We start from the raw sequence: 26,383 nt of genomic DNA, 5'->3' as shown, positions 1-26,383 counted from the left end.
CACCGGGGCTCCGTCGCGTTCCACGACGACGTGCGGTGCGCGGAAACCCGCGCGGCCACTGGGTTCGTAGGGGTTCTCGATCACGTCGTCGTCCTCGGCGAGGACTGCGCCGGACAGGCAGCGGAAGCCGAAGCCCAGCTCGATCGGGTCGATCGCCGCCGGGACGTCCGGCCCTTTCAGTTGCGGCGCAAGGCGTTCGACGTAGTTGTGGTAGGAGGTGTCGACCACGGCCTGCGCGTAAGGCCTGCGCTCCTGGTCGTAGCTGGCCAGCAGTCCCGGCCCGGCCTCGCCCTTCAGCACGGCGGCGAGCTTCCACGCGATGTCGTACCCGTCCTGGACGGCGGTGTTGCCGCCCATGCCCCCGGTCGGCGGCGTCACCTTCGCCGCGTCGCCGACCAGGAACACCCGGCCGGAGGAGAACCGGTCCGCCATCCACGCGGCCATCTCCCAGCGGGCGATGTCGACGATCGTCGGCTCCAGGTCCGGCACGTCGGTGGCGATCCGCAGCAGTTCGACGCACCGCTGCTCGGGGTAGTCGGCCGTGGACTCGCCGCGCTCCGGGTGGTACTCGATGGTGAACACGTTGCGGCGCTCGGTGTTCGTCGTGACGAACGCGCCGGTGAACGCGGGGTTCTGGAAGTAGTAGAGGGTGGTCTTGTCGGGCGCGGTGTGGCCGGTGAGGTCAGCGTCGAACACGATCCCGATGTGGTGGGACAGCGACCCTCGGCCGTGCCGCTCGATGCCGAGGCCCTCGCGGACCTTGCCCCGGTGGCCGTCGGCGCCGATGAGGTAGTCCGCCCGCACGGTGTCGATCCGCCCGGTCGGCAGGTCCAGCAGCCGTGCGGTGACACCGGTGTCGTCCTGCGTGAACGACACCAGTTCGGTCCGGAACCGCACCTCGGCGCCGAGTTCGCGGGCGCGGTCCAGCAGCACCGGTTCGACGTGGTCCTGCGAGGCCATGCCGAACGGGGCGGGTGACAGCGCGGACAGGTCGAACTCGTCCTCGTCCGGCACGATCGTCTGGAACACCCTCCCCTTGAGGCTCTCGGCGATCTTGATGACGATCCCGCCGACGCTGCCCGCCATCACCGCGTCCTCGACACCCCCGAGCCGCATCATCTCCATCGTCCGCGGGGTCTGGCCCGTGGCCTTCGGGTGGACGGCCGTGTGCGCGTGCTTGGCGACGCCGAGCACGCGAATCCCCTGTCGGGCCAGGAAAAGGGTGGCTGACAACCCACCGAGACCGGTCCCGACCACAAGCACCTGCACATCTTTGTCTCCCATGAAAAGTATCTTAGACACTAAGAGTTTCAGTTGACAAGACGCAGGGTGGTCCGCGCCCGGCCGATCTCCACCCGCTGCCCCCACCCCAGGCGCACCGAGTCCTGCTCGATGCCGTCGCCGAACACCACCAGCCCGTCCGACTCCACGTCGATGACCAGCGGCGAGTCCGTCAGCGACCCCTCGGTGCACTCGACCCCGGTGCCGGGTGACGGCCACGCCTCGCGGACGAACCACGCCAGCCGCCGCTCGGTGGGGGAGGGCAGCACCACCGAACTCCCGCGCTCCCGCCACACCGACCCGCACCACCCGGTCGCCCCGGTCCCCGTGCCGACCAGCACCCCCGACGACGCCTGCCGCTCCAGGCCCGCGATCCGGTAGCGCGCGGTCTGGTGGCCGGGGTGGCCGATGTAGACCTCGTTCAACGCGGGCAGCCGCTGCCCGTCGTCCGACACGGCCTCGACCATCGTGCGCTCCTCCGCCACGGCGGTGCCGTCCACGACCGCCCGCAGCAACCGCCCCGCGGCGGCGGGCGCGTGCCGGGCCAGCACGCCGCCGGGCGCGGGGTTCACGCCGATCACCGGCTGCCCGTCGAGGTACTTGGCCACGTTCGCCACCAGCCCGTCCTGCCCGACGACCACCACGACGTCCTCCGGCGCGAACAGGAACCGCGCCAGGTCGTCGCGCTCCACGCCGCCGCGCCGCCAGTCCAGCGGGATCGCCGCCGACACGGTCGCGAGCGCGGCCTGGTCCGCCGCGTCGCGCCGGGTCACCTCGTCGAGCGTGCGGCCGCGCGTGCTCAGGAAGAAGTCGACCTGCCCGCGGGTCCCGTGCCGGGCCAGCAGGTCCGCCAGTTCGGTCCGCCGGTGCACCACGACGATCCGCGGCGGCAGGCTCACTTTGCGCCCAGCTTCGCGAGCAGCGGCGCAAGCATGTCCGGCGTGATCACCAGGCTGTCGATCTTCGGCAGGTGGCCCGCGAACTCCTTGAGCGCCAAGCCCTGCAGCAGCGCGGGCGACACGTCCCGGTACGCGGCCAGGTGCGCCGACTCGGCCGCCGCCCGCGCCTCGCCCAGCTCCCGCAGGGTGTTCGCCTTCGCCTCGGTCTCGATCGCCGAGGCCGCCGCCGCGTCCTCGGCCTGCCGCTTCGCGTTCGTGCCGCGCTGCACCACGAGCTGCTCCTCCCGCTTCGCCAGCTCGATCTGGTTCTGCAGCTCGTTCTCCCCGATCGCCCGCTCCCGCTCCACGGCCCGCGCCCGCCGCTCGTAGGTCGCCCGGTCCGCCTCCTGCTGCACCTGCTCCCGCGCCGTCGTCCGCAGCGCCTTCTCCATTTCGGGCTCCGGCCTGATCGCCACCACCCGCACGTCCACCACCGTGATCCCGGTCTGCGCAGACCGCCCGTCCCCGCCGAGCCCCTCGCCCACCCGGTCGCGGACCGCGCGCACGCCGTCCACCAGCGCCGCGGCCAACGGCGACCGCGCCAGCACGTCCAGCGCGTGCTGCTGCGCGCTCTCGGTCAGCAGTCCCGCGATCTGCGCCAGCGGATCACCCCGCCACGCGCCGGTGCCGGGGTCGATCGAGAAGTCGACGCGGCTGGCCGCCAGCGCCGGGTCGGCGACCCGGTAGGTGACCGTCATCTGCACCGTCACGTCCTGGAAGTCGGCGGTGCGCGCGTGGAACAGCATCGGCAGCTCCCGGTCGTCCACCGGGACCTCCGACAGCACCGCGCTGCGCGGCCGGAACCAGAACGACAGCCCGGTCCCGTCGTGCACGACCTTGCCGTGCTTGAGGTGCCGCACGTGCACGGTCGGCGTGCCGCGCAGGTGTCGCAGGCCGGGGTAGCCGGTGATGTCGGCCATGGTGGTGCCTCCTCGGGATCTTATCGTCGGAGCGACGATATGTGTCGTGACGCGTTTTCGTCAACTTGACGATATGATCGTCGCATGGAGCGCTACCCGATTTTCGCCGTGACCGCGGACCTGGTCGTCCTGACGATCAGGGAGGAGCGGCTGTGCGCGCTGGTGGTGCGGCGCGGCGAGGGGCCGTACCTGGGGGAGTGGGCGCTGCCGGGTGGGTTCGTGCGGCCGGACGAGGACCTGGACCAGGCGGCGGCGCGGGAACTGGAGGAGGAGACCGGGTTGGCGGTGGGGACCGTCCACTTGGAACAGCTGCGCAGCTACGGGGCGCCAGGGCGGGATCCGCGGCAGCGGGTGGTGACGGTGGCGTACCTGGCTCTGGCGCCTGATCTGCCCACGCCGGAGGCGGGGACGGACGCGGCTGAAGCGAGGTGGGTGCCGGTGGAGTCCGTCCCGGACCTGGGAGCGGGCAGGTCACTCGCCTTCGACCACGACGCGATCCTGGCCGACGGGCTGGAGCGGGCCCGCGCGAAACTGGAGTACACGCCGTTGGCCACCGCGTTCTGCGGCGAGGAGTTCACGGTGGCGGAACTGCGCAGGGTCTACGAGCTGGTGTGGGGCGCGGAGTTGGACCCGCGCAACTTCCACCGCAAGGTCACCGGCGCCACCGACCTGCTGGTGCCGACCGGCAGCACCACCACGCGGGACGGCGGCCGCCCGGCCCAGCTGTTCCGCCGGGGCACCGCGACGACCCTGCATCCGCCCATGCCCCGGAGCACCTAGGCCAGCACCACGACCTGCCGCGTACGGGCCGACTCCGCCGCTGCCTCGATCACCTCGAGCCCGCTCACCGCGTCGCGTGCGTCGACCGGCGGCGCGTCTCCGTGCAGGACCGCTTTCGCGACTCCCGCGTAGAACAGCTGGTAGGCGCCCGGCTCGGTCCGGACCGGCGACGACTCGCCGCCTGCCCGCAGTTCTCCCCAGGCCGACTCGGGTTCCTCGCCCCAGCCGTCGCCGCCCGGTGTGGTGCCCGCCTTGAGCAGGTCTTCCTGGGGGTCCATTCCGCACTTCACGTACGCGGCCTTGTCGCCCAGTACGCGAAACCTCGGCCCGAGGTCTGCGACCAGGGCGCCCATGTGCAGGTGTGAGCGGGTTCCGTCGCGGTGGGTCAGGGACAGGAAGGCGTCGTCGTCGGCTTGGGCTCCGGCCCGGAGGGTGGCGATTTCGGCGTAGACCTCGACCGGGGGGCCGAAGAGGGCGATGGACTGGTCGACGAGGTGGGTGCCGAGGTCGAAGACGATGCTGCCGAGGTCGGCCGGGTCGCCGGATTCCTTCCAGGTGGATTTCACCGCAGGGCGCCAGCGTTCGAAGCGGGATTCGAAGCGGTGGACGTCGCCCAGTGCTCCGTCGGCCAGGAGTTTCTGCACGGTGCGGAAGTCGCCGTCCCACCGTCGGTTGTGGAACGGCACCACGACGAGGCCCTGCGCGGCGGCGAAGTCGACCAGCGCGCGTGCTTCGGCGGCCGTGCCGGAGAAGGGCTTGTCGACGACGACGTGCAGGCCGTGCTCCAAAGCGGACCGGGCGTGCGCGTGGTGGAAGCGGTTGGGGGTGGTGACGACGGCGAGGTCGTAGTCGCCCGCCCAGACGTCGTCGATGGACGGGAGGATCTCCGCCTCGGGGTAGCGCGCCCGCACCTCCGCCTGTCTGCCGGGGTCGCCGGTGACGACGGCGCTCAGTTCGAGTCCGGGTGTGGTGTGGACGAACGGCGCGTGGAAGGCCGAGCCGCCGAGGCCGTAGCCGATCAGTGCGGTGCGCATGCAACGACACGATAGGCGTTCCGCCGACCGGAGGCGTCCCACGAACTGGACGCCCTGTTGCAGGATGTGCACACGGCACTAACGTCGAGGACATGGGCCCGCTCGTGGCACGGCGGCACGTGGACGACGTGCGCGTGACCGGCATGGCCTGTCGCGGCCTCGGCTGATCGACCTCGTCCCATCCCATCGCACCCCTCTCCCACCAGCGTGAAAACCTTTACGAAACAGGAGACAGCCATGTCCGCCGACCCCACGGCCTGGTCGTTCGAGACCAAGCAGGTCCACGCAGGCGCCACGCCCGACCCGGCCACGGGCGCCCGCGCCACGCCGATCTACCAGACGACGTCCTACGTCTTCCGGGACACCGCGCACGGCGCCGCGCTGTTCAGCCTGGCCGAGGCGGGCAACATCTACACCCGCATCAACAACCCGACCCAGGACGTCCTGGAGCAGCGGGTGGCCGCGCTGGAGGGCGGTGTGGCGGCGGTGGCGTTCGCGTCCGGCTCGGCGGCCGTGACCGCGACGATCCTGAACCTCGCCCGATCGGGTGACCACTTCGTGTCGAGCGCGTCCCTCTACGGCGGCACGTACAACCTGTTCCACTACACGCTGCCGAAGCTGGGCATCGAGGTCACCTTCGTGGATGATCCCGACAACCTGGACGAGTGGCGCGCGGCGGCGCGGCCGAACACGAAGCTGTTCTTCGCCGAGACGCTGGCGAACCCGCGTTCGCACGTCCTCGACATCACCGCGGTGGCGGAGGTGTCGCACGAGGTCGGTGTGCCGCTGGTCGTGGACAACACCGTGCCCACCCCGTACCTGGTGCGGCCGATCGAGCACGGCGCGGACATCGTGGTGCACTCGGCGACCAAGTACCTCGGCGGCCACGGCACGACGATCGCGGGCGTCGTGGTGGACGGCGGCACGTTCGACTTCGGCACGGACCGCTTCCCGGACTTCAACGAGCCGGACCCGAGCTACAACGGTCTCCAGTACTGGCCGGCGCTCGGTCCCGGCGCGTTCGCCGCGAAGCTGCGCGTGCAGCTGCTGCGCGACACCGGCGCGGCCATCGCCCCGCTCAACAGCTTCCTGATCATCCAGGGCATCGAGACCCTGTCGCTGCGCATCGACAAGCACGTCGCCAACGCGCAGGCGCTGGCCGAATGGCTGGAGCAGCGCGACGAGGTGGAGAAGGTCCACTACGCGGGGCTGCCGTCGAGCCCCTGGTACGAGAACGCGCGGAAGTACCTGCCCAAGGGGGCGGGCGCGATCGTGTCGTTCGAGCTGCGCGGCGGCGTCGACGCGGGCCGGGCGTTCGTGGACGGCACCGAGCTGTTCAGCCAGCTCGCGAACATCGGCGACGTGCGCAGCCTGATCGTGCACCCGGCGAGCACCACGCACAGCCAGCTGTCGCCGGACGAGCAGGTCACGACCGGTGTGACGCCCGGACTGGTGCGGCTGTCGGTCGGCATCGAGGGGATCGAGGACCTCAAGGCCGATCTGGAAGCGGGGTTCCGCTCCGCCAAGTCCGCCCAGTGACCGCGGCGTCCCCTCGCGCCACCGGCGGGTGGCGCGAGGGGGATCCCGCCGGGCGGCGGCTGTGGATCGGCCACGACGGGCCGCTCGCCGGGCTGCCCGGCTTCCGGCTGGCCTACGAGACCCGTGGGACGTTGAACGCGGACGGCTCGAACGCGGTCCTCGTGCTGCACGCGCTGACCGGGGACAGCCACGCGTCCGGGGTGGTCGAGCCGGGGCACCCGACACCGGGGTGGTGGGACGCGCTGATCGGGCCGGGGAAGGCGCTCGACCCGGCGCGGTGGTTCATCGTGGCGCCGAACGTGCTGGGCGGCTGCCAGGGCAGCACGGGGCCGTTGTCGGCGGCGCCGGACGGTGAGCCGTGGGGAAGCCGGTTCCCGCTGGTCACCGCGCGGGAACAGGTGGCGGCGGAGGTCGTGCTGGCCGATCGGCTGGGGATCGGGGCGTGGGCCGCGGTGCTCGGCGGGTCGATGGGTGGGATGCGGGCGCTGGAATGGGCCGTCGGCGAGCCCGACCGGGTGCGGTCGCTGCTGCTGCTGGCCACCCCCGCCGCGTCCTCGGCCGAGCAGATCGCGCTGGCGTCCGCGCAGGTCCACGCCGTTCGGGCGGATCCGGTGCTGGGACTCGGGGTGGCCCGGCGGATCGCGCACATCAGCTACCGGACGGAGGCGGAGCTGGCCGCCCGGTTCGGCAGACAGCCGCAGGGGGACGGGAGGTTCGCCGTCGAGTCGTACCTCGACCACCACGCGGAGAAGCTGGTCCGGCGGTTCGACCCGGACAGCTACGTGGTGCTGACGGAGTCGATGAACAGCCACGACGTCGGGCGCGACCGGGGCGGGGTGCGGGCGGCGCTGAGCCGGATCACCGCGCGCACGATCGTCGCGGGGATCGACAGCGACCGGCTGTTCCCGCTCGCCCAGCAGGCGGAACTGGCCGCGGGCATCACCACCGCCGACGACCTGCGGGTCGTCACCTCCGAGTACGGGCACGACGCGTTCCTGATCGAGGCGGAACAGGTCGGCGCGCTCGTCCGCGAACTGCTCCCGACGCGGGTGCCCTCCGACGCGTAGGTCGGAGGGCACCCGGTTTCCTCGTCGGAACGCCGTCGGGGGCGTCCGGCGGGGGGGCTCAGAAGCCCGCGGTGATGCGGGTGAAGTCCCAGTCGTTCTGGACGATGCCGCTGCAGGACGCGCTCAGCTCGCTGCCGCCGCCGGGACAGGCGCGGTCGCGGTTGACGGACCAGAACGCGAGCCTGCCCAGGCCGTTGGACCTCGACCAGTCGCGGATGCCGGTCCACGCGGTGGCGGTGGTGATCTCCCGCTGGTCGGAGACGCCGTTCATGCCGGAGATGCCGACGTGGTTGAACGCCACCGCGTCGGACCAGCCGAACGTGGTCTTCAGCTTGTTCTTCAGGCCGGTGGCGGCGTTGACGGTGTCGGTCTGGACGTTCGAGCTGCCGAAGTCGAACGGCATGATCGTGAAGACGTCGATACCGGCGTCGAGCGCCTTCGCGCGGTCGACCAGCCTGCCGCCGTAGTAGTTCGGGCCGGTGGTCGTGGTGCCGAACGTGACGATGGTCTGGATGCCGGGGTTGTTCCGCTTGACGATCTTCAGCGCCGACAGGATGCGGTCCTGCACGGTCTCGTTCTCGAACTCGTCGGAGTTCTCGATGTCGATGTCGATCGCCTTCAGGCCGTAGGCGCTGATGACCTGCTGGTACGCGCCCGCGAGCGCCTCGGGGGTCGAGCAGTTCGGGCCGAGCTTGTTGCCGCTCCAGCCGCCGAACGACGGGACGACGTCACCGCCGTTGCGGCGGATCTCCGCGATGGCGGCGGCGTCGACGCCGCCGGACAGCGGTCGGCTGCCGTCCCACGCGGGGGTGCAGCCGCCGGAGGACAGGACGAACGCCATGGTGAACCACTTGACGCCCGTCGCCTGCATGACGGCGGTCGGGCTGGGCGGGCTGCCCCAGCCCATGTAGAGGTACGGGGCCGCGGTCCTCGAACCGGTACCGGGGTCGGTGCCGCCGGGCAGGGTGGTGGCGGAGACCTGGTTGCTGGAACCGGAGGTGTTGCCCGCGGCGTCGCGAGCCCTGACCGTGAACGCGTAGGCGGTGCCGCCGGACAGGCCGGAGACCGTGGCGGACGTGCCGGTCGCGGTCGTGGCGACCGAGCCGTCGCGGTAGACGTCGTAGCCGGTCACGCCGACGTTGTCGGTCGACGCGGTCCAGTTCAGGGACACCGAGTCCTTGGTGGTCCCGGTCGCCCGGAGCCCGGTCGGGGCGCTGGGCGCGGTCGTGTCGCCACCGCTGCCGCCACCGGCGCAGGAGCCGCCGTTGACGGTGCAGTTGCCGGGCGCGCCGGAACCCGTTCCGATGACGCCGACCGCGGCCGACGCGCCGACGCCGAGTTCGCCGTTGTAGCTCTTGTTCACCAGGACGTAGTGGTCACCGGATCGGGTGAGCGTGGCGTCCCAGGCGCTGCTGATCGCGGTGCCGGAGGGCAGGTCGAACTCGACGCGCCAGCTCGTCAGGGCGCTGGAGCCGCCGTTGGCGACGGTGAACCGGCCTTCGAAGCCGGATCCCCAGTCGCTGGTCTTGACGAACGTCGCGGTCACGCCGCCCGCGGCGGAGGCGGCGGGGGAGGTGAGGGAAGCGAGTGCCAACGCGCTCGCTGTCAGCAGGGCGCCGAAGCGGAGTCTCATGGTTCTCCCTGAATGGGATGGCGGGGTGCAGGGTGACCGCCCGTAGCGCCTCGGGAACGTCGGGGCTGGTCAGGGACAGACACTGGTCTGGACCAAATCCCTTGTCAAGGGCTCGGACCGGTCGCGGCCGCATTCGCGCAGGCCCTACCGGGACGACGTTCCCGAAAATCCGGACAACTGTCCTGTTCGCATCACGACGAACAGGTGACGGGGTGGTCCCTGAGTTCCCCATTAGGGCTCTGCCAGGCCGAACGCGGTCACTCCTCCAGGGAGTCGGCGATCCAGTCCGGCACTTCCAGGTCGCGCGTCCGGCACTCGGCGGCGAGCTTCACCGTCCACCGCAGCGCCTGGAGCACGACCGTCGCCAACTCCTGCGGGGCGCCGTTCGCCAACGCGATCTCGATCTGCTCCGCGGCCGCTTCCTCGTCGCCGTGCACCTCGGCCAGCAGGGTGCGGATCGCCGTGCGCACCGGCGGGTCCGCGTCGTCGATCGGGACCTCCTGGCCGTCTTCGTCGAAGACCTGCATCTTCACCGGCGTGGCGCCGCCGGAGCCGAGCGCCGCGACCATGCCGCTGCACTCGGAGAACAGCAGCAGCACCAGTTCCCTGATCTCCTCGTTGCCCTCGGGAGACCCGCTGAGGAACCCGGTGACCAGGTCGACCGCGACAGCGTCCTCCCCGACCTTGGCCGCGGCCAGGGCCTCGCCCGCCACGGCCGTGAGCCGCGACCAGCGATCCGGATCATGCTGCGAGGTCATTCCACCATCTTTCAACACTTCGCCCGACGGCGTCCGATCGCCCGGTCCCTGCTCACTGCCTACCCGCTGGTGATCGGATGCCGCAATGGCTTGTCGCGGGTGATACCGGGGTAGGTCGCTCCACGGGTGCATGTCCCGCGAGCCTGACCGCCCTAGCATCGGCTGGTGATGCGCACCTTGTTCCAGGTCGTGGCGCTGCGGGACCGCACGCCGGTCCTCGGCGCCGTGCCCGGCAACCTCACCCGCGTCGGCCATGCCGTGATCATCGTCTACTCGCTCGTGGTCGCCATCGTGGCGAGCGCGGACTACGTGCGCGAGTACGACCACGACGGTGTCTGGGTGGTCTACTTCGTGGTCATCGTCGCCACGTACGGGCTGATGATCCGGTCGCCGCTGGACGCCTGGCGGCTCGGGACGGCGGGGCTGTTCGTCGAGCTGGTGGTGCACGGGTCCGCCGCGCCGCTGATGTCGGGCTGGCAGTGGTGCTTCTACGTGCCCGTGGTGCTGGTCGTGGCGCTGCACCACTCCCGGTCGGTGGTGGTCACCGCGGGTGTCCTCACGCTGGCGGCGTTCGGGTACGCGGCGGCGCTCAGGGGGTCGGGCTTCTACTGGGAGTCGTCGATCGTGCTGGTGCTGATCCTGCTGGTCGCGTACACGTTCGGCGCGCGCGGCCGGGCCGAGCAGGTGATCGAGCTGGAACGGGCGGAGAAGGGCGCGCTGGAGGAGCGCGCGCGGATCGCCCGCGAGATGCACGACGTGGTGGCGCACCACATGTCGATGGTGGTCGTGCGCTGCGAGACCGCGCCCTACCGGATCGCGGGCCTGCCCGAGGAGGGCGTGCGCGAGTTCGCCGAACTGGGTGAGGCCGCCCGCGAGGCGATCACCGACATGCAGCGGCTGCTCGGCGTGCTGCGCGGCGCGGACCAGGAGGCGGACAGGGCGCCGCAGCCGGGGCTGGACGAGGTCCCCGGTCTCGCCGAGCGCGCGGGCGCGGGCGTGGAGATGCCCGCGCTGGACGTGTCGCAGGCGGTCGGGCTGACGGCGTACCGGATCGTGCAGGAGGCGCTGACCAACGCGGCCCGGCACGCGCCCGGCGGTGCCGTGTCGGTCGTGCTGCGGTCCGAGGGCGGCCACCTGGAGGTGCTGGTGCGCAACACCCGCGGTGGCGCCTCGCTGGGCGGTGGCGGTGGGCACGGCCTGGCCGGGATGCGGGAACGCGTCGCGGTGCACGGCGGCGCGCTCACGGTGGGGGCGACGGGCGGCGGCGGGTTCGAGGTGCTGGCGCGGATTCCGTTGGGGGACAAGTGATCAGGGTGCTCGTGGTCGACGACCAGGAGATGGTGCGCGAGGGTTTCTCCGCGCTGCTGGACGCGCAGGAGGACATCGAGGTCGTCGGCTCGGCGGGCGACGGCGTCACGGCCGTGGCCGCCGTCCGGAGGCTGCTGCCCGACGTGGTGCTGATGGACATCCGGATGCCGGAGATGGACGGGCTCGCCGCGACCAGGCTGCTGGCCGCCGACGAGCACCCGGTGAAGGTGCTGGTGCTGACCACCTTCGACCTCGACGACTACGTGTACGAGGCGCTGCGGGCCGGTGCCAGCGGGTTCCTGCTCAAGCACGCGCCCGCCCGCGAGCTGCTCGACGCCGTCCGGATCGTCGCCCGCGGCGAGGCGCTGCTCGCGCCGTCGATCACCAAGCGGCTGATCGAGGACTTCGTGAAGTCCCAGCCGGTGCAGGGGGTCCGGCCGCGCGCGCTGACGGCGTTGACCGAGCGGGAGACCGAGGTGCTGCGGCTGGTGGCGCAGGGGCTGTCGAACACCGAGATCGCCGGGCACCTGTTCCTGGCCGAGCAGACGGTCAAGACGCATGTGAGCCGGGTGCTGGCGAAGCTCGCCCTCCGCGACCGCGCGCAGGCCGTGATCGCGGCGTACGAGAGCGGTCTCGTGGTACCGGGGTAGTGGCTCTCCGGGGTGACGGAACGGGGGCCGTGGTCTTCCTAGTTTTCGGTCATGGCCAAGACGATCGCGTTCCTCACCGCCCTGCTCGTCCTCACCCCGCCGATGACCTCGTGGGCCGGTGGCGACACCCGCGTCCAGGCGCTGCCCGCGTTGGCGGACGACGTGCGGGTGCTGCGCTTCGACCCGCACGGCAGGGGAAGGCTGGTGGCCGCGTTGGGGGATCCGCTGCGCGCCAGGCACATCGCGGTGGTGGTGCCGGGGTCCGATGTGGACGTTCCCCGGTTCGGCGGGGTGCTCGCGATGGCGCGGGCGGTGCACGAGGCGGCGGGGCGGCCGGACGACCTCGCGGTCGTGGCGTGGCTCGGCTACGACACCCCGGAGGGCGTGGGCGTGGACGCGGCGACCGGGCGGCTGGCCCGTGCGGGCGCGGAGTCGCTGGCCGGGTTCGTGCGGGACCTGCCCCCGGCGGCGGACGTCCACCTGCTGTGCCACAGCTACGGGTCCGTCGTCTGCGCGCTGGCCGCGCCGCACCTCGACGTGGCCGACATCGTGTTCACCGGCAGCCCCGGCGTGCGCGCCGGGTCGGTCGCCGAACTCGGGACGAGCGCGCGGGTGTGGGCGGCGAGGGCGTCCGGCGACTGGATGAAGTGGGTGCCCAAGGCGCGGCTGTGGGACCTCGGCCACGGCACCGACCCGACCAGCGGGGCGTTCGGGGCGCGGGTGTTCGACGCGGGCGAGGGCGGGCACGACGACTACTACCGCGCGGGCGGCGCCGCGCTGCGGACGATGGCGCGGATCGTGGTCGGGGACGCGCGATGACCGGGCGCGATCCGGTGATCGACACGGTGCGGGCGATCGCGGTCGTCGGCGTGGTGACCGGGCACTGGCTGGTCACGTCGCTGGTGGCGGGCGCGGACGGGTTCACGATCGACAGCCCGCTGCGGACGATGCCGTCGTTCACGCCGCTGAGCTGGGTGCTCCAGACGCTGGGGCTGTTCTTCTTCGTGGGCGGGTTCGCGGCAGCCCGGTCCACGTCGCCGCTGCCTGCGAAGGCGCGGCGGCTCGCGGTGGCCGTCGCGGTGCTGCTCGGGGTCTGGGCGGTCGTGCTGCTCGGGCTGGCGATGCGCGGCGTCCCGCAGAACACCGTGCAGGCCGTGGTCCACCTGGTCGTCACGCCGCTGTGGTTCCTGGGCGTCCACCTGGCGCTGTCCGCGCTGACGCCCGCCTTCCGGTTCCTGGACCGGCACCTCGGCGTGGCGGCCGTGGTGCTGCCGGTGGCGCTGGCGCTGCCGGAGATCGGCGCGGTGAACGTCCTCGCGGTCTGGTGGGCGCCGTGGCAGCTCGGCATCGCCGTGTCCAGGCTCGGATCGCGGCGCTCGTGGGGGACGCCGCTGCTGGTGGCCGGGGTCGCCGGGTACTCGCTGCTGGTGCGCTTCGGCGGGTACTCGGCCAGCGCGGTCGGCGTGCCCGGCGAGCGGTCGAACCTGCTCCCGCCGAACCTCGCGACGCTCGCCCTGGCGTTCGCGCAGATCGGTCTCGTGCTGCTGCTGCGGCCCGCGTTCCTGCCGGGGGTGGTGGCGTGGGTGAACCGGATGGCCCTGCCGCTGTTCCTGGCGCACCAGAGCGCCCTGCTGGCCGTGGCGCTGCTGGGTTCGGCGTTCGGCAGGCTGCCGGGCCTGCACACCGCGCCCGACGGCCCGCGGTGGCTACACCAGCGCCTCCTGTGGCTGCCGGTGTTCGGCCTTGTCACTTGGGTGCTGCTTCGACACGGCGGCCATCAGCGCCAGCACGATCGTCGCCACGTGCAGGACGACGCCGAGGGTGTTCGGCTCCAGCACGAGCAGCGGCGGCACGCACGCCATCGCGGCCAGCAGCCACGAACGGCGGCCGTGGCAGGTGCCCGCCCGCGCGGTGTGCAGCAGGTACCAGCCCAGCAGCAGGTGGACGAGGTTCTGCAGCGGGTCGACCTGGAGCACGATCAGCGTGGCGCTGGTCCCGGCGAACCCGGTCGCGACGAAACCCAGCACCCCGAGCGCCCCGAACGCGACCCCGAGCGTGGCGGCGAGCCGGGACCGGTGCGACTCCGCCGTCGTCCAGCGGGCGCCGGGGAACAGCGACGCGTGCCGCTCGAACCGGTGGAACAGCAGCAGGACCGGCATCAGCAGCAGCACCAGCACGGCCAGCCACCGGGGCCGGGCCAGCCAGTCGGCCACCGTGAACGCGGCGGCGTCCGGCGCGTCGAGCAGCCCGAGCACGCCGACCACGGCGGCGAGGACGGTCAGGTAGCCCAGGTACACGGTCATCGGGGCGGCGCGCGCGAACGCGACGACGTTCCACTGCCGGGTGCCCGCCAGCCAGGTTGAGGTGCGGTCGCGCAGCAGGGCCACCAGGCAGATCTGCCCGATCGCCAGCACCAGCAGGCACACCGTGGGCGGGCTCAGGTTCGACGACGCCTCGCCGGGCAGCGCCATCATCGTGCGCGGGTAGCCGCCGTAGGTGATCAGCGCCAGCAGCACGGGCACGGTCAGCGACGCCACCACGCCGAGGACCTTGCGGGAGATCCGCCGGAGGCTGCCGTCGGCGTAGAAGAAGCCCAACTGCTGGAGGAACACCGCGCCGAGCAGCAGGTTCAGGTAGCCGCCGGTGCGCCAGTCGAAGACCGCCCGGACGCCGTCCACCGACACCATGACCACCACCAGCGCCAACGGCGTGCCGAGGCGCAGCCTGCCGTGCAGCCACGCCATCAGCGGCGTCACCGCCACCGCGACCAGGTACACGCCGAGGAACCACAGCGGGTACGCGATCAGCCTGCCGAACGCCTCCACGCGCACCTTCGGCACGTCCAGCAGTTCCAGGGGGAGGGGGAGGACGAGCCAGGCCAGCACGAACCCCAGCACCGGCCGCAGCAGCCACGAGATCCGGCTGGACAGGTACCGCCCGTACCCGCCGTGGTCGGCCTGCACCTCCTGCCAGCTCAACAGGTTCGCGTGGCCGCCCGCGAAGAAGAAGACCGTGACGGCCTGGAGCGCCCAGGTGAGCAGCCACAGCCAGTTCGCGCTCACCCCGGCCCAGTGCATGACCGTGAGCACGGACTGGCCGAGCACCACCAGTCCCAGGCTCGCCAGCCGCAGGAACGTCGCGTACCGGTCCTGCGAGGCGGGGCGCGGCTCGAACTCCGCGGGCGCGGTCTCCTTGCGGCGCCGCCCCGGAAGCCGGGCCAGCAGCAGGAAGACGACCATCGCGCTGCCGAACCCCCAGGCGAGCACCGGTTCGTGCCCCGGTGGCCCCCACCGCTGCCGCCACGAGTTGAACCCGAGCCCGCCCGCGTAGAGCTGGGCCACCGCCCGGCACTGCGACTCCGAACCGCGCGGGTTCTCGTGGCACCGGGCCTGCATGTCCCTGGACAGCTGCGCGTCGACGTCCCGGCGCGCGTCCGGACCCAGCGGCTGGCCCTTGCTCTCGGCGTAGCGCAGGAGGTCGTAACCGAGGTCGTGCGCCTTGCACGCGAGGCTGAAGTCCCATTCGGTCTCGCCCGCGGGCCCGGAGCACTCGCCGTCCGGGTGGAACGCCCTCAGCGATCCGTCGGCGGTCCGCACCACCATCGGGCTGCGCCCCTGCACCTGGCCGAAATCCGCGGGGAAGTCGTCGAGGGGGTCGTGCGTTCGGCTCGGGTGCGTCATGGCCTGCACGGCCTTCGCCGCCGCGGCCACCTCGCCGCTGAGCGGGCGGTCGTCCGTCGCGCCCGCGGGTCGGGAGGCGATCACGCCGCAGACGAAGACGACGAGCGTCACCACCAGGAAGCGGAACCACGTGGGAAAGCGGGACAGGAGCCGGAGACCCGGCCACCCGCCACTGTCGTTTGCCGGTGCGTCAACCATGGGAACGCCAGGTTACGGAATGACAACGCCCGCTCGCCAGTCGGGAATTGAACCGCAGGTCAGAGCATGTGAAGAACTGCTACGGGCGTGAATTGAACCATTCGATCAATTCGTGCCACGCCGAAGTGGTGCAATCCGATTTCCGGTGTGAACCGGGTCCCGCCTCCTAGACGACGGGCGAGGCGTCCGCCTCCAGGACGCCCGCCGTGGTGACCGACGCCAGCGCCATCCGGGACAGCAGGGCCGCCATCTGATCGCGGTCGAGGTGCGCGCTGTGCGGCGTGGAGTTGATCAGACCGAACACCGCGTGGGCCGCCGCCCGCGCGGTCGGCTCGTCGACCTCCCGCACGGTCCGCCGGATCGTGTCCACCCAGACCTCGACGTACCGGCGCTGAAGGGCGCGGACCCGCCGCCGGTCGGGGTCGGTCAGGTTGGCGAGGTTCCGGATCTGCACGGTGATGAGCGCCGGGTCGTCCAGCGCGAAGTCCACGTGCCACCCCACGAGCGCCCGCAGCGCGTCCTCGGGCCCGTTGGAGGCGTCGACCCGCGCCAGGCCGCCGTCCAGCAGCCGCTCGCTGATCGAGGTCAGCATCTCCCCGAGCATCGCGTCCTTGCTCCGGAAGTGCCGGTACAGCGCGGGACCGGAGATGCCCACGGCGGCGCCGATGTCGTCGATCCCCACCCCGTGGAAGCCGTGGCGGGCGAACAGCTCCGCGGCGGCGGTCAGGATCTGCTCGCGGCGGTTCGGCTTCGCGGCCTCGGTTGGCGACACGTCGGCCATCCTAGGTGCACCGGGTTAGCGGTCGCTAACCATTCCTGGTCACGGGGGCCGCGCGGGTGGACCGCCGCGGACCATTCACACGATCGGTTCACGCATCGTTAACTCTTGACCCGGTCTATTTATATAGGCGTACTGCCTGGTAGCAATTGATGTGCTTGGCATCACACCTGTGCTGCTCTCCTGGGGAGACCCCGATGCGCCCTGTCCGTTCCCTGCTCGTCGCCGCACTCGCCGCGGCCGCCGCCCTGTCGACGGCGCTACCTGCGGCCGCCGCGCCCGCGGCGGTCAACTACGTCGCCCTCGGCGACTCCTACTCGTCCGGTCTCGGCACCGGGTCCTACATCTCCGGAAGCGGGAGCTGCAAGCGCAGCAACTACGCCTACCCGGCGCTCTGGGCGGCCGCCCACTCGGTCAGCTCGTTCACGTTCGTGGCATGTTCCGGTGCACGTACGGGTGATGTCCTGAGCGGCCAGGTGGCCTCCCTGAGCGCCTCCACGACGCTCGCGAGCATCTCAATCGGCGGGAACGACGCCGGGTTCACCGACGTCATCACCACCTGCACGTTCGGTTCCGACCAGGACTGCGTCAACCGCACGAACACCGCCAAGACCTACGCCCAGAACACGCTGCCGGGTCTGCTGGACAACGTGTACGCGCAGATCCGCGCCAAGGCGCCGTCCGCGAAGGTCGTCGTCCTGGGCTACCCGCGCATCTACAAGGTGCCGGGCTCGTGCAACGTCGGCCTGAGCGACACCAAGCGCGCGGCGATCAACTCCGCGTCCGACGTCCTGGCCACGGTCATCTCGGGCCGCGCGGGCGCCAAGGCGTTCAGCTACCAGGACGTCCGCACGGCGTTCACCGGGCACGAGATCTGCTCCGGCGACTGGTGGCTGAACAGCCTCAGCTTCCCCGTGGACGAGTCCTACCACCCGAACAAGAACGGCCAGAAGCTCGGCTACCTGCCCGCGCTCACCGCGGCCACCGGCTGACGCGGGCGCACGACGAGGGGGCCGGGTCGTCGACCCGGCCCCCTTCGTGTGGACGGGGTGGTTAACAAGCGCTAACATCGACGGAGGTTAACGGCTGCTAACTACCGTCGCGAGGAGCCCATGGACGCCCCGGTCCTGCGCACGACCGCCGATCCGTCCGGCGAGGCGTTCCAGCGCTACGCCAAGGAGCACGCCACGTTGGTCGACGAGCTGCGCGCCAAGCTCGCGAAGGCGGGCCGAGGCGGGCCGGAGAAGTCGCGGGAACGGCACGTGGCGCGCGGCAAGCTGCTCCCGCGCGACCGGGTGGACGCGCTGGTCGACCCCGGCTCGCCGTTCCTGGAGCTCTCGCCGCTGGCCGCCGACGGCATGTACGGCGACGAGGCGCCCGCCGCGGGCATCATCACCGGCGTCGGCCGGGTGTCCGGCCGCGAGTGCGTGGTCGTCGCGAACGACGCCACGGTCAAGGGCGGCACGTACTACCCGATGACCGTCAAGAAGCACCTGCGCGCCCAGGAAGTGGCGCTGCACAACAACCTCCCGTGCGTGTACCTCGTCGACTCGGGCGGCGCGTTCCTGCCGCGCCAGGACGAGGTGTTCCCGGACCGCGAGCACTTCGGGCGGATCTTCTTCAACCAGGCCACCATGTCCAGCCGGGGCATCTCGCAGATCGCCGCGGTGCTCGGCTCGTGCACCGCGGGCGGCGCGTACGTACCCGCGATGAGCGACGAGGCCGTGATCGTCCGGAACCAGGGGACGATCTTCCTCGGCGGTCCGCCGCTGGTGAAGGCCGCGACCGGCGAGGTCGTGACGGCCGAGGAGCTGGGCGGCGGCGACCTGCACTCGCGCACCTCCGGCGTCACCGACCACCTCGCGGACGACGACCGGCACGCGCTGCGGATGGTCCGGTCGATCATCGGCACGCTGGGCCCGCGCGCCGAGCGGCCGTGGGCGCTGGAGCCGACCGAGGAGCCCGCGGTCGACCCGGAGCAGCTCTACGGCGTCGTGCCCACCGACAGCCGCACGCCCTACGACGTGCGCGAGGTGATCGCGCGGATCGTGGACGGCAGCCGGTTCCAGGAGTTCAAGAAGGAGTACGGGGCGACGCTGGTCACCGGCTTCGCCCGGATCCACGGGCACCCCGTCGGCATCGTCGCCAACAACGGCATCCTGTTCGGCGAGTCCGCCGTCAAGGGCGCGCACTTCATCGAGCTGTGCGACCAGCGCTCGGTGCCGCTGGTGTTCCTGCAGAACATCAGCGGGTTCATGGTCGGCCGCGAGTACGAGGCGGGCGGCATCGCCAAGCACGGCGCCAAGATGGTGACGGCGGTGGCGTGCGCGCGGGTGCCGAAGTTCACCGTCGTGATCGGCGGCTCGTTCGGCGCGGGCAACTACTCGATGTGCGGCCGGGCGTACTCGCCGCGCTACCTCTGGATGTGGCCGAACGCCCGCATCTCCGTGATGGGCGGCGAGCAGGCGGCCTCGGTGCTGGCGACCGTGCGCCGCGACCAGCTCGGCGACGAGTGGTCGGCGGAGGACGAGGAGGCGTTCAAGGAGCCCATCCGCGCGCAGTACGAGGACCAGGGCAACCCGTACTACTCCACGGCCCGGCTGTGGGACGACGGCGTGATCGACCCGATGGACACCCGCGTGGTGCTCGGGCTCGCGCTGTCGACGGCGGCGAACGCGCCGCTGGACCCGGTCTCCTACGGCATCTTCCGGATGTGAGCGGCATGTTCGACAGTGTGCTCGTGGCCAACCGCGGCGAGATCGCGGTCCGCGTGGTCAACGCGTTGCGGCGCTTGGGAATCCGATCGGTCGCCGTGTACAGCGACCCGGACGCCGACGCCCGGCACGTGCGCGAGGCGGACACCGCCGTGCGCATCGGCCCGGCTTCGGCGCGGGAGAGCTACCTCTCGATCGAGCGGATCGTGGACGCCGCGGTGTCGTCCGGCGCGCAGGCCGTGCACCCCGGTTACGGCTTCCTCGCGGAGAACGCGGAGTTCGCCCGCGCGTGCGAGAAGGCCGGTCTGGTCTTCATCGGCCCGAGCCCGGACGCGATCGAGGCGATGGGCGACAAGATCCGCGCCAAGCTCACCGTGCGGGCGGCCGGGGTCCCGGTCGTGCCCGGCCGCACCGAACCCGGCATGTCGGACGACGCGCTGGTCGACGCGGCCGCCGAGATCGGCTTCCCGGTGCTGCTCAAGCCGTCGGCCGGTGGTGGCGGCAAGGGCATGCGGCTGGTGCGCGAGGACGCGGCGCTGCGCGACGCGATCGAGTCGGCCCGGCGCGAGGCGCGCGGCTCGTTCGGCGACGACACGCTGCTGATCGAGCGGTTCGTGGGCAATCCCCGGCACATCGAGATCCAGGTCCTCGCCGACGCGCACGGCGGTGTCGTGCACCTCGGCGAGCGCGAGTGCAGCCTCCAGCGCCGGCACCAGAAGATCATCGAGGAAGCGCCGTCGCCGTTGCTGGACCCGGAGACCCGCGCGGCGATGGGGAAGGCGGCCGTGGACGCCGCGAAGTCCGTCGGCTACCTGGGCGCGGGCACGGTGGAGTTCATCGTCGACGGCGCCTCCGGCGACTACTTCTTCATGGAGATGAACACCCGCCTCCAGGTCGAGCACCCGGTCACCGAGCTGGTCACCGGCGTCGACCTGGTCGAGTGGCAGCTGAGGGTGGCCTGCGGTGAGCCGCTGGACTTCACCGAGGTCCCGATCACCGGGCACGCGGTCGAGGCGCGCGTCTACGCCGAGGACCCCGCCCGCGGGTTCCTGCCGACCGGTGGCGAGGTGCTGGCGCTGCGCGAGCCCGCCGACGTGCGCGTGGACTCCGCCCTCCAGGTGGGGCTGCGGGTCGGCAGCGACTACGACCCCATGCTGGCCAAGGTCGTCGCGCACGGCCGCACCCGTGAAGAGGCGTTGCGCAAGCTGCACGCCGCGCTCGGCCGGACGGTGCTGCTCGGCGTCACCACGAACATCCCGTTCCTGCGCGCCCTGCTGTCCGATGTGGACGTTCGCGCCGGGAGGCTGGACACCGGGCTGGTCGAGCGCAAGCTGGACGAGCTGGTCGCGCACGACGTGCCGGACGAGGTGCTGGTGGCCGCCGCCCTGGAACGGCAGCTGGCGCTGGCGGGCCGCGGCACGGACCCGTGGGACTCCACCGGCGGCTGGCGGGTGGGCGAGCACGCGTGGACGACCTGGCGCTTCGACGTCCCCGGCCGGGACACCACCGAGGTGCGCGTCCGGGGCGACGAGGTCGTTGTGGGGCAGGGGGAACCGGTGCGCGCGCGGGCCGTGGTCCGCGACGGCGAACTGGTCGTCGGCACCCGGCGCTACGCGATGGCCCGCGCGGGCCGGGTGCTCTGGCTCGGCGCCGAGGGCCGGTCGTGGGCGTTGACCGAGACCGAGCCCCTGGCCGCCGCGGGCGCGGGCAGGGCTGGCGCCGCCGGTCCGGTCACCAGCCCCATGCCGGGCACCGTGCTGGTGGTCCGCGCCGCCGTGGGCGACGTGGTCACCGCCGACCAGGCCCTGTTCGTGGTCGAGGCCATGAAGATGGAGCACACCGTCGTCGCACCGGTCGACGGCGTGCTCGCCGAAGTGAACGTCCAAGCGGGCCAACAGGTCGCGCTGGACCAGACCCTAGCCGTCGTCGTCCCCCACCAGGAGTGACCGATGTTGGACTTCCGCCTCGACGAGGACTACGAAGCGCTGCGCAAGACCGTCCAGGAGTTCGCCCGCGACGAGGTCGCCCCGGTCATCGGGGACTTCTACGAGCGCTGCGAGTTCCCGTACGGGATCGTGGCCAAGATGGGCCGCATGGGTCTGTTCGGCCTGCCGTTCCCCGAGGAGCACGGCGGCATGGGCGGTGACTACTTCGCCCTCTGCCTCGCCCTGGAGGAACTGGCGCGCGTCGACTCCTCCGTCGCCATCACCCTGGAGGCGGGCGTCTCGCTCGGCGCCATGCCGCTCCTGCGCTTCGGCACCGACGAGCAGCGCGCGCGGTGGCTGCCGCAGATGTGCGCCGGCGAGGTGCTCGGCGCGTTCGGCCTGACCGAACCGGGCGGCGGCAGCGACGCGGGCTCCATGCGCACCACCGCGAAGCTGGAGGACGGCCACTGGGTCCTCAACGGCACCAAGGCGTTCATCACCAACTCCGGCACCGACATCACCGGCCTGGTCACCGTCGCCGCCGTCACCGGCACGAAGGAGAACGGCCGCAAGGAGATCTCGGCGATCATCGTGCCCTCCGGCACGCCGGGCTTCACCGTGTCGAAGAAGTACTCCAAGGTCGGCTGGAACGCCTCCGACACCCGTGAGCTGTCCTTCTCGGACTGCCGCGTCCCCGAGGCCAACCTGCTGGGCGAACGCGGCCGCGGCTACGCCCAGTTCCTCCAGACCCTCGACGAGGGCCGGATCGCCATCGCCGCCCTCGGCGTCGGCCTGGCGCAGGGCTGCGTCGACGAGAGCCTGAAGTACGTCGGCGAACGCGAGGCCTTCGGCCACAAGATCGGCGAGTACCAGGCGATCAAGTTCAAGATCGCCGACATGGAGGTCCGCGCCTACAACGCCCGGCTCGCCTACTACGCCGCCGCCGCGAAGATGCTGCGCGGCGAACCCTTCAAGAAGGAGGCCGCCATCGCCAAGCTGGTCTCCTCCGAAGCCGCCATGGACAACGCCCGCGAGGCCACCCAGATCTTCGGCGGCTACGGCTTCATGAACGAGTACCCCGTCGGCCGCTTCTACCGCGACGCCAAAATCCTCGAAATCGGCGAAGGCACCAGCGAAGTCCAACGCATCCTCATCGCCCGCGAACTAGGCCTATAACCGCGAGTCGAACACTCAGACACCCCGTGTCGAACACTCAGGCACCCCGAGTCGAACATTCGGGGATCCCGAGTTGGCCGCTCGGACATCCGTCCGGAGGTTTCGAGGTGTCTGAGGGTTCGACACGAGGTGTCTGGAGGTTCGACTCGCGAGGTGTCTGGGGGTTCGACACGGGGTGTCTGGAGGTTCGACTCGCGGTTAGGTGGCGTTCATGGCGGTGGTGAGGAGGCGTTTGACCTGGGCGATGCGCTGGAGATCACCGCTGACGGATACATCCCCGCCGCGGTTGTAGAGCCAGAGCAGCACGGAGCCGGGTGCGCCGCGCACGGTCGCGGCGGCGTCGTCGGAGACGGCGGGCTCCGGGCCCGCGGGTGCGACGTCGACGCCGAGCGGGTGCACGGAGACCCGCCACCCGTCGATCCGCATCCAGTGCCCGTCCCACTCCGTCAGGTCGGCCGCGTAGTCCTGCGGCCACGTGTGCGTCTCCCGCCGCAGGAACACGTCCAGCATCTCCCCGATCGCGTCGACCGCGAAGTCCTCCGGGAACGGCGTGATCGGCGTCCCCAGCGCCAACTCCGCGTCGAACCGGTGGATCGCCGCCTCCTGCGCCATCCGCCGGATCCAGAACCGGTCGGGTCGCTCGACGAACGCCGAGGTGGCCGCCCCGTAGGCCTGGTCCAACGCCTCCACAGGGGTGGGGTCCACCGGGTCGGCCTCCTTCCCGACCACGGTCCGGAAGCCCCGCGCCACGTGCTCCACGAGGTCGCGCACCGTCCAGCCGGGGCACGTCGGCACGGGCACGTCGAGGTCGCCGCCCGCCAGCACGCGGAGGCGGCGGACCTCGTCCGCGAGGATGTCGAGCAGCCGCGGGTTGTCCATGGTCAAGGCTTCGGCAGACCGCGTTCGACGATCGCGCCGGTGTCGACGCCGCGGGGGAGGGTGCCGAACGCGACGCCCCAGTCACCCGCCAGCCGGGAGGCGCAGAACGCGTCCGCGACGGCCGGGTGGCCGAACCGGACGAGCAGCGATCCCTGCAACGCCAACGCCATCCGCTCGACCAGCCGCCGGGCGCGCAGTTCGACGTCGGCCTGGTCGGCCAACTCCGTCCGGAGGCCGTCGATCGCCGCGTCCAGCCGCCGGTCGGCGCCGCGCGCGGAGTCCAGCTCCTCGAAGAACGCCTGCACGCTCTCGGGTTCACGGCCCATGGCGCGCAGCACGTCGAGCGCGGCCACGTTGCCCGAACCCTCCCAGATGGACAGCAACGGGGCCTCCCGGTACAACCGGGGCATACCGGACTCCTCGACGTACCCGTTGCCGCCCAGGCACTCCAGCGCCTCGGCCGCGTGCGCCGGTCCGCGTTTGCACACCCAGTACTTGGTCACGGCCAGCGCGAGCCTGCGGAACTTCCCGGTCGCGCCCGCGAGGTGCATCCCGACCGCGGTGGCCGCCTCGGACTCGACCGCCAGGTCCGCGAGGACGTTGCGCATCAACGGCTGGTCCACGAGGTAGCCGCCGAACGCCTTGCGGTGCGCCGCGTGGTGCGTGGCCTGCGTCAGGCCGAAGCGCATCCCGGAGGCGGTGCCGATCACGCAGTCCAGCCGGGTCATGTTGACCATCTCGATGATGGTCCGCACGCCGCGCCCCTCCTCGCCGACCAGCCAGCCGACCGCGCCGTCGTACTCCAGCTCCGCCGACGCGTTCGACCTGTTGCCGAGCTTGTCCTTCAACCGCTGCAACGACATCGCGTTGCGCGTGCCGTCGGGCAGGACCCTGGGCAGCAGGAAGCACGACAGCCCGCCGGGCGCCTGCGCGAGCGTGAGGAACAGGTCGGACATCGGGGCCGAGGTGAACCACTTGTGCCCGGTCAGCAGGTACGTGCCGTCACCCGCCGGACGCGCCGCGGTGGTGTTCGCGCGGACGTCCGAGCCGCCCTGCTTCTCGGTCATCGACATGCCCGCGATCAGGCCGCGCTTGCCCTCCGGGGCGCGCAGGCCGAAGTCGTACTCCCTGGAGGCGAGCAGCGGTTCGAACCGCTCCGCCAGCTCGGGGGTGGTGCGCAGCGCGGGCACGGCGGCGTAGGTCATCGAGATCGGGCAGCCGTGCCCGGCCTCGGCCTGGTTCCACACGTACATCTTCGCCGCGCGCGCGAGGTGCGCGCCGAGCCGGTCGTCGCGCCACGGGGCCGCGTGCAGGCCGTGGCCGACCGCGGTCTCCACCAGCCGGTGCCACGCCGGGTGGAACTCGACCTCGTCGACCCGGTGGCCGTACCGGTCGTGGGTGCGCAGCACCGGCGGGTTCTCGTTCGCCTGCCGCGCGAGGTCCGCCGTCTCCGGCAGCCCGGCGAGCCTGCCGAGCTCGTGCACCTCGGACTCGGCCCATCCCGCGCCGCCGCGGTGCAGCGCGTCCAGCAGTGCGGGGTCGGCCGCGACGTCGTGACCGGACAGCGGGGGCACCTGGTTCGTGACCTCGTGTGTGGCGTGCGTCATGCGGACAGGGTAGTCCGACTTCTACTCGTCGGTAATGTCCGGTTCTCGGTTGCTCGGAGGTTTCGTCCGACCACTGTGTGGGATCAATCCGCATCAGTTGGGTGATTTGGGGATGCCTAGAACCGATGATCGGCCTAACGTCGGACCTGTGAGCAGCCACCCTGCGCAGGCGGCTCCGGTAGGAGCCCACTCCGAGGCCGTCGCGGCACTGCGCCAGCAGTACTCCGCGATTCCCGCGGGCAGTCCCGTGCGCCTCGCCAAGCCGACTTCCAACCTCTTCCGATTCCGCCAGGACCAGACGGGCGGGCTCGACGTCGCCCGGTTCGACCGGGTCCTGTCGGTCGACCCCGAGGCCCGCACCGCACAGGTGCAGGGCATGACCACCTACGAGCACCTGGTCGACGCGACCCTCCCGCACGGACTGATGCCGCTCGTCGTCCCGCAGCTCAAGACGATCACCCTGGGCGGCGCGGTGGCCGGTCTCGGCATCGAGGCCAGCTCCTTCCGCAACGGCCTCCCGCACGAGTCCGTGAGGGAGTTGGAGGTGCTGACCGGCGACGGCGAGGTGGTCGTCGTGAAGCCGGAAGACCCGCTGTTCAGGGGCTTTCCCAACTCCTACGGCACACTCGGCTACGCGTTGCGGCTCGAGATCGAGCTGGAGCCGGTCAAGCCGTTCGTCCGGCTGCGGCACGTCCCGTTCGGCGACGCGCGCGAGTGCGCCGAGGTCATCGCGGGCGTCTGCGCCGACGGCGCGTACCAGGGCGAGCGGGTCGACTTCATCGACGGCACGGTGTTCGGCGGCACGGAGATGTACCTGACGCTGGCGGACTTCGTCGACGAGGCGCCGCGCACCTCGGACTACACCGGCGACGGGATCTACTACCGCTCGATCCAGGCCCGCCGCACCGACTACCTGACGGTGCGCGACTACATCTGGCGCTGGGACACCGACTGGTTCTGGTGCTCCCGCGCGTTCGGCGCACAGCAGCCGCTGGTCCGCAAGTTGTGGCCCAAGCGCTACCTGCGATCCGATGTCTACCGGAAGATCGTGGCCTTCGACCGTCGGCACGGCGTCAGCGACCGCCTCAACAAGGCGGTCCAGGAGCCGGTCATCCAGGACGTCGAGATCCCCGTCGACAAGCTGCCCGAGTTCCTCGACTTCTTCGAGCGCGAGATCGGCATCAGCCCGGTGTGGCTGTGCCCCGTGCGCCTGCGCGACCGCACCGGCTGGCCGCTCTACCCGATGGACGCGGACACCCTGTACGTCAACGTGGGCTTCTGGTCGACCGTGTCGCTGCGCCCTGGGGAAGAGATGGGCAGCCGCAACAGGTCGATCGAGGCGAAGGTGTCCGAACTGGGTGGGCACAAGTCGCTGTACTCCGACTCGTACTACGAGGAGTCGGATTTCTGGCAGCACTACAACGGCGAGGCCTACCTGGCCTTGAAGGGGCGGTACGACAAGGGGAGTCGACTCCCCGGCCTGTACGCCAAGTGTGTTCTCCGAAGGTAGAAAGGAGC

Annotated in this window: 20 protein-coding genes and 2 pseudogenes; 12 read left to right on the top strand and 10 right to left on the bottom strand. The window is 71.6% G+C overall.

Translation table 11 applies throughout. The annotated features are described in order from the left end of the window. Positions 1 to 36 precede the first annotated feature (36 nt). The 3 genes and pseudogenes from rdmE to RM788_RS20140 all read right to left on the bottom strand — a co-directional run. Positions 37 to 1,284, bottom strand: a pseudogene (gene rdmE / locus RM788_RS20150) (aklavinone 12-hydroxylase RdmE); the annotation flags it as partial. A gap of 26 nt (positions 1,285 to 1,310) precedes the next feature. Continuing rightward, positions 1,311 to 2,180 carry an NAD(+)/NADH kinase gene (locus tag RM788_RS20145; RefSeq protein ID WP_315933258.1) on the bottom strand — a complete coding sequence of 290 codons (870 nt, stop codon included), beginning with the start codon at positions 2,178 to 2,180 and terminating at the stop codon, positions 1,311 to 1,313. Next, positions 2,177 to 3,139, bottom strand: coding sequence for an SPFH domain-containing protein (locus RM788_RS20140; protein WP_315933257.1), 963 nt, complete (start codon positions 3,137 to 3,139; stop codon positions 2,177 to 2,179). The genes RM788_RS20145 and RM788_RS20140 overlap by 4 nt, the downstream gene beginning before the upstream one ends. An 84-nt stretch (positions 3,140 to 3,223) precedes the next feature. Here RM788_RS20140 and RM788_RS20135 point away from each other — a divergent pair, with 84 nt between their 5' ends. After that, a complete protein-coding gene (locus RM788_RS20135; protein ID WP_315933256.1) occupies positions 3,224 to 3,919 on the top strand; it encodes an NUDIX hydrolase in 696 nt (231 codons plus the stop codon). Here RM788_RS20135 and RM788_RS20130 read toward each other — a convergent pair. Next, positions 3,916 to 4,953 carry a Gfo/Idh/MocA family oxidoreductase gene (locus RM788_RS20130; protein ID WP_315933255.1) on the bottom strand — a complete coding sequence of 346 codons (1,038 nt, stop codon included), beginning with the start codon at positions 4,951 to 4,953 and terminating at the stop codon, positions 3,916 to 3,918. The genes RM788_RS20135 and RM788_RS20130 overlap by 4 nt on opposite strands. Positions 4,954 to 5,190: 237 nt before the next feature. Here RM788_RS20130 and RM788_RS20125 point away from each other — a divergent pair, with 237 nt between their 5' ends. Further along, positions 5,191 to 6,492 carry a bifunctional o-acetylhomoserine/o-acetylserine sulfhydrylase gene (locus RM788_RS20125; protein WP_315933254.1) on the top strand — a complete coding sequence of 434 codons (1,302 nt, stop codon included), beginning with the start codon at positions 5,191 to 5,193 and terminating at the stop codon, positions 6,490 to 6,492. Next, positions 6,489 to 7,559 carry a homoserine O-acetyltransferase MetX gene (locus RM788_RS20120; protein ID WP_315933253.1) on the top strand — a complete coding sequence of 357 codons (1,071 nt, stop codon included), beginning with the start codon at positions 6,489 to 6,491 and terminating at the stop codon, positions 7,557 to 7,559. Before RM788_RS20125 ends, RM788_RS20120 begins: the two co-directional genes overlap by 4 nt. 58 nt (positions 7,560 to 7,617) lie before the next feature. On the opposite strand, the gene RM788_RS20115 is transcribed toward RM788_RS20120, so the two are convergent. Together RM788_RS20115 and RM788_RS20110 are read right to left on the bottom strand one after the other, a co-directional pair. Then, positions 7,618 to 9,192 (bottom strand): cellulose binding domain-containing protein, encoded by a 1,575-nt coding sequence (locus RM788_RS20115; protein ID WP_315933252.1) that lies wholly within the window; start codon positions 9,190 to 9,192, stop codon positions 7,618 to 7,620. A 257-nt stretch (positions 9,193 to 9,449) separates the two neighbouring features. Then, a complete protein-coding gene (locus RM788_RS20110) occupies positions 9,450 to 9,950 on the bottom strand; it encodes a hypothetical protein (RefSeq protein WP_315933251.1) in 501 nt (166 codons plus the stop codon). A 168-nt stretch (positions 9,951 to 10,118) separates the two neighbouring features. Between RM788_RS20110 and RM788_RS20105 the strand changes: the two genes are divergently transcribed. The 4 genes and pseudogenes from RM788_RS20105 to RM788_RS53005 all read left to right on the top strand — a co-directional run. After that, positions 10,119 to 11,258, top strand: a complete 1,140-nt coding sequence (locus RM788_RS20105; RefSeq protein ID WP_315934688.1) for a sensor histidine kinase — start codon at positions 10,119 to 10,121, stop codon at positions 11,256 to 11,258. Continuing rightward, entirely contained in the window at positions 11,255 to 11,908 is a 654-nt protein-coding gene (locus tag RM788_RS20100) for a response regulator transcription factor (protein WP_315933250.1), read from the top strand. The genes RM788_RS20105 and RM788_RS20100 overlap by 4 nt, the downstream gene beginning before the upstream one ends. Before the next feature lie 51 nt (positions 11,909 to 11,959). Further along, positions 11,960 to 12,727, top strand: coding sequence for an alpha/beta hydrolase (locus RM788_RS20095; protein WP_315933249.1), 768 nt, complete (start codon positions 11,960 to 11,962; stop codon positions 12,725 to 12,727). Further along, positions 12,724 to 13,593: pseudogene (locus tag RM788_RS53005) on the top strand (acyltransferase family protein); the annotation flags it as partial. The gene RM788_RS20095 and the pseudogene RM788_RS53005, both read left to right, overlap by 4 nt. Before the next feature lie 21 nt (positions 13,594 to 13,614). On the opposite strand, the gene RM788_RS20090 reads toward RM788_RS53005, so the two are convergent. Together RM788_RS20090 and RM788_RS20085 are read right to left on the bottom strand one after the other, a co-directional pair. Then, positions 13,615 to 15,786 carry a phospholipase A2 gene (locus tag RM788_RS20090; RefSeq protein ID WP_315933248.1) on the bottom strand — a complete coding sequence of 724 codons (2,172 nt, stop codon included), beginning with the start codon at positions 15,784 to 15,786 and terminating at the stop codon, positions 13,615 to 13,617. Positions 15,787 to 15,952: 166 nt separating this feature from the next. After that, entirely contained in the window at positions 15,953 to 16,567 is a 615-nt protein-coding gene (locus tag RM788_RS20085; protein ID WP_399344141.1) for an SACE_7040 family transcriptional regulator, read from the bottom strand. A 194-nt stretch (positions 16,568 to 16,761) separates the two neighbouring features. Here RM788_RS20085 and RM788_RS20080 point away from each other — a divergent pair, with 194 nt between their 5' ends. From RM788_RS20080 to RM788_RS20065, 4 genes are all read left to right on the top strand, one after another. Then, the gene (locus tag RM788_RS20080; protein WP_315933246.1) at positions 16,762 to 17,556 is read left to right on the top strand and encodes an SGNH/GDSL hydrolase family protein; all 795 of its coding nucleotides are present in this window, start codon (positions 16,762 to 16,764) and stop codon (positions 17,554 to 17,556) included. 120 nt (positions 17,557 to 17,676) lie between these two features. Then, a complete protein-coding gene (locus RM788_RS20075) occupies positions 17,677 to 19,281 on the top strand; it encodes a carboxyl transferase domain-containing protein (RefSeq protein WP_315933245.1) in 1,605 nt (534 codons plus the stop codon). A 5-nt stretch (positions 19,282 to 19,286) separates the two neighbouring features. Continuing rightward, a complete protein-coding gene (locus RM788_RS20070; protein WP_315933244.1) occupies positions 19,287 to 21,224 on the top strand; it encodes an acetyl/propionyl/methylcrotonyl-CoA carboxylase subunit alpha in 1,938 nt (645 codons plus the stop codon). Positions 21,225 to 21,227: 3 nt separating this feature from the next. Continuing rightward, a complete protein-coding gene (locus tag RM788_RS20065; protein WP_315933243.1) occupies positions 21,228 to 22,379 on the top strand; it encodes an acyl-CoA dehydrogenase family protein in 1,152 nt (383 codons plus the stop codon). Positions 22,380 to 22,577: 198 nt separating this feature from the next. Here RM788_RS20065 and RM788_RS20060 read toward each other — a convergent pair whose 3' ends face one another. Together RM788_RS20060 and RM788_RS20055 are read right to left on the bottom strand one after the other, a co-directional pair. Next, positions 22,578 to 23,258: a maleylpyruvate isomerase N-terminal domain-containing protein gene (locus tag RM788_RS20060; RefSeq protein WP_315933242.1), complete on the bottom strand. Its 681-nt coding sequence runs from the start codon at positions 23,256 to 23,258 to the stop codon at positions 22,578 to 22,580. Positions 23,259 to 23,260: 2 nt separating this feature from the next. Next, positions 23,261 to 24,865, bottom strand: coding sequence for an acyl-CoA dehydrogenase family protein (locus tag RM788_RS20055; RefSeq protein WP_315933241.1), 1,605 nt, complete (start codon positions 24,863 to 24,865; stop codon positions 23,261 to 23,263). A gap of 112 nt (positions 24,866 to 24,977) precedes the next feature. Here RM788_RS20055 and RM788_RS20050 point away from each other — a divergent pair, with 112 nt between their 5' ends. After that, positions 24,978 to 26,375 (top strand): FAD-binding oxidoreductase, encoded by a 1,398-nt coding sequence (locus RM788_RS20050; protein WP_315933240.1) that lies wholly within the window; start codon positions 24,978 to 24,980, stop codon positions 26,373 to 26,375. The last annotated feature ends 8 nt before the right edge of the window (positions 26,376 to 26,383 follow it).

Origin of the sequence: Umezawaea sp. Da 62-37 (assembly GCF_032460545.1) — a bacterium.
Taxonomy (GTDB): Bacteria; Actinomycetota; Actinomycetes; order Mycobacteriales; family Pseudonocardiaceae; genus Umezawaea.
Note: the sequence above shows the minus strand (reverse complement) of the source record. Positions and strands in the feature narration are given on the sequence as shown.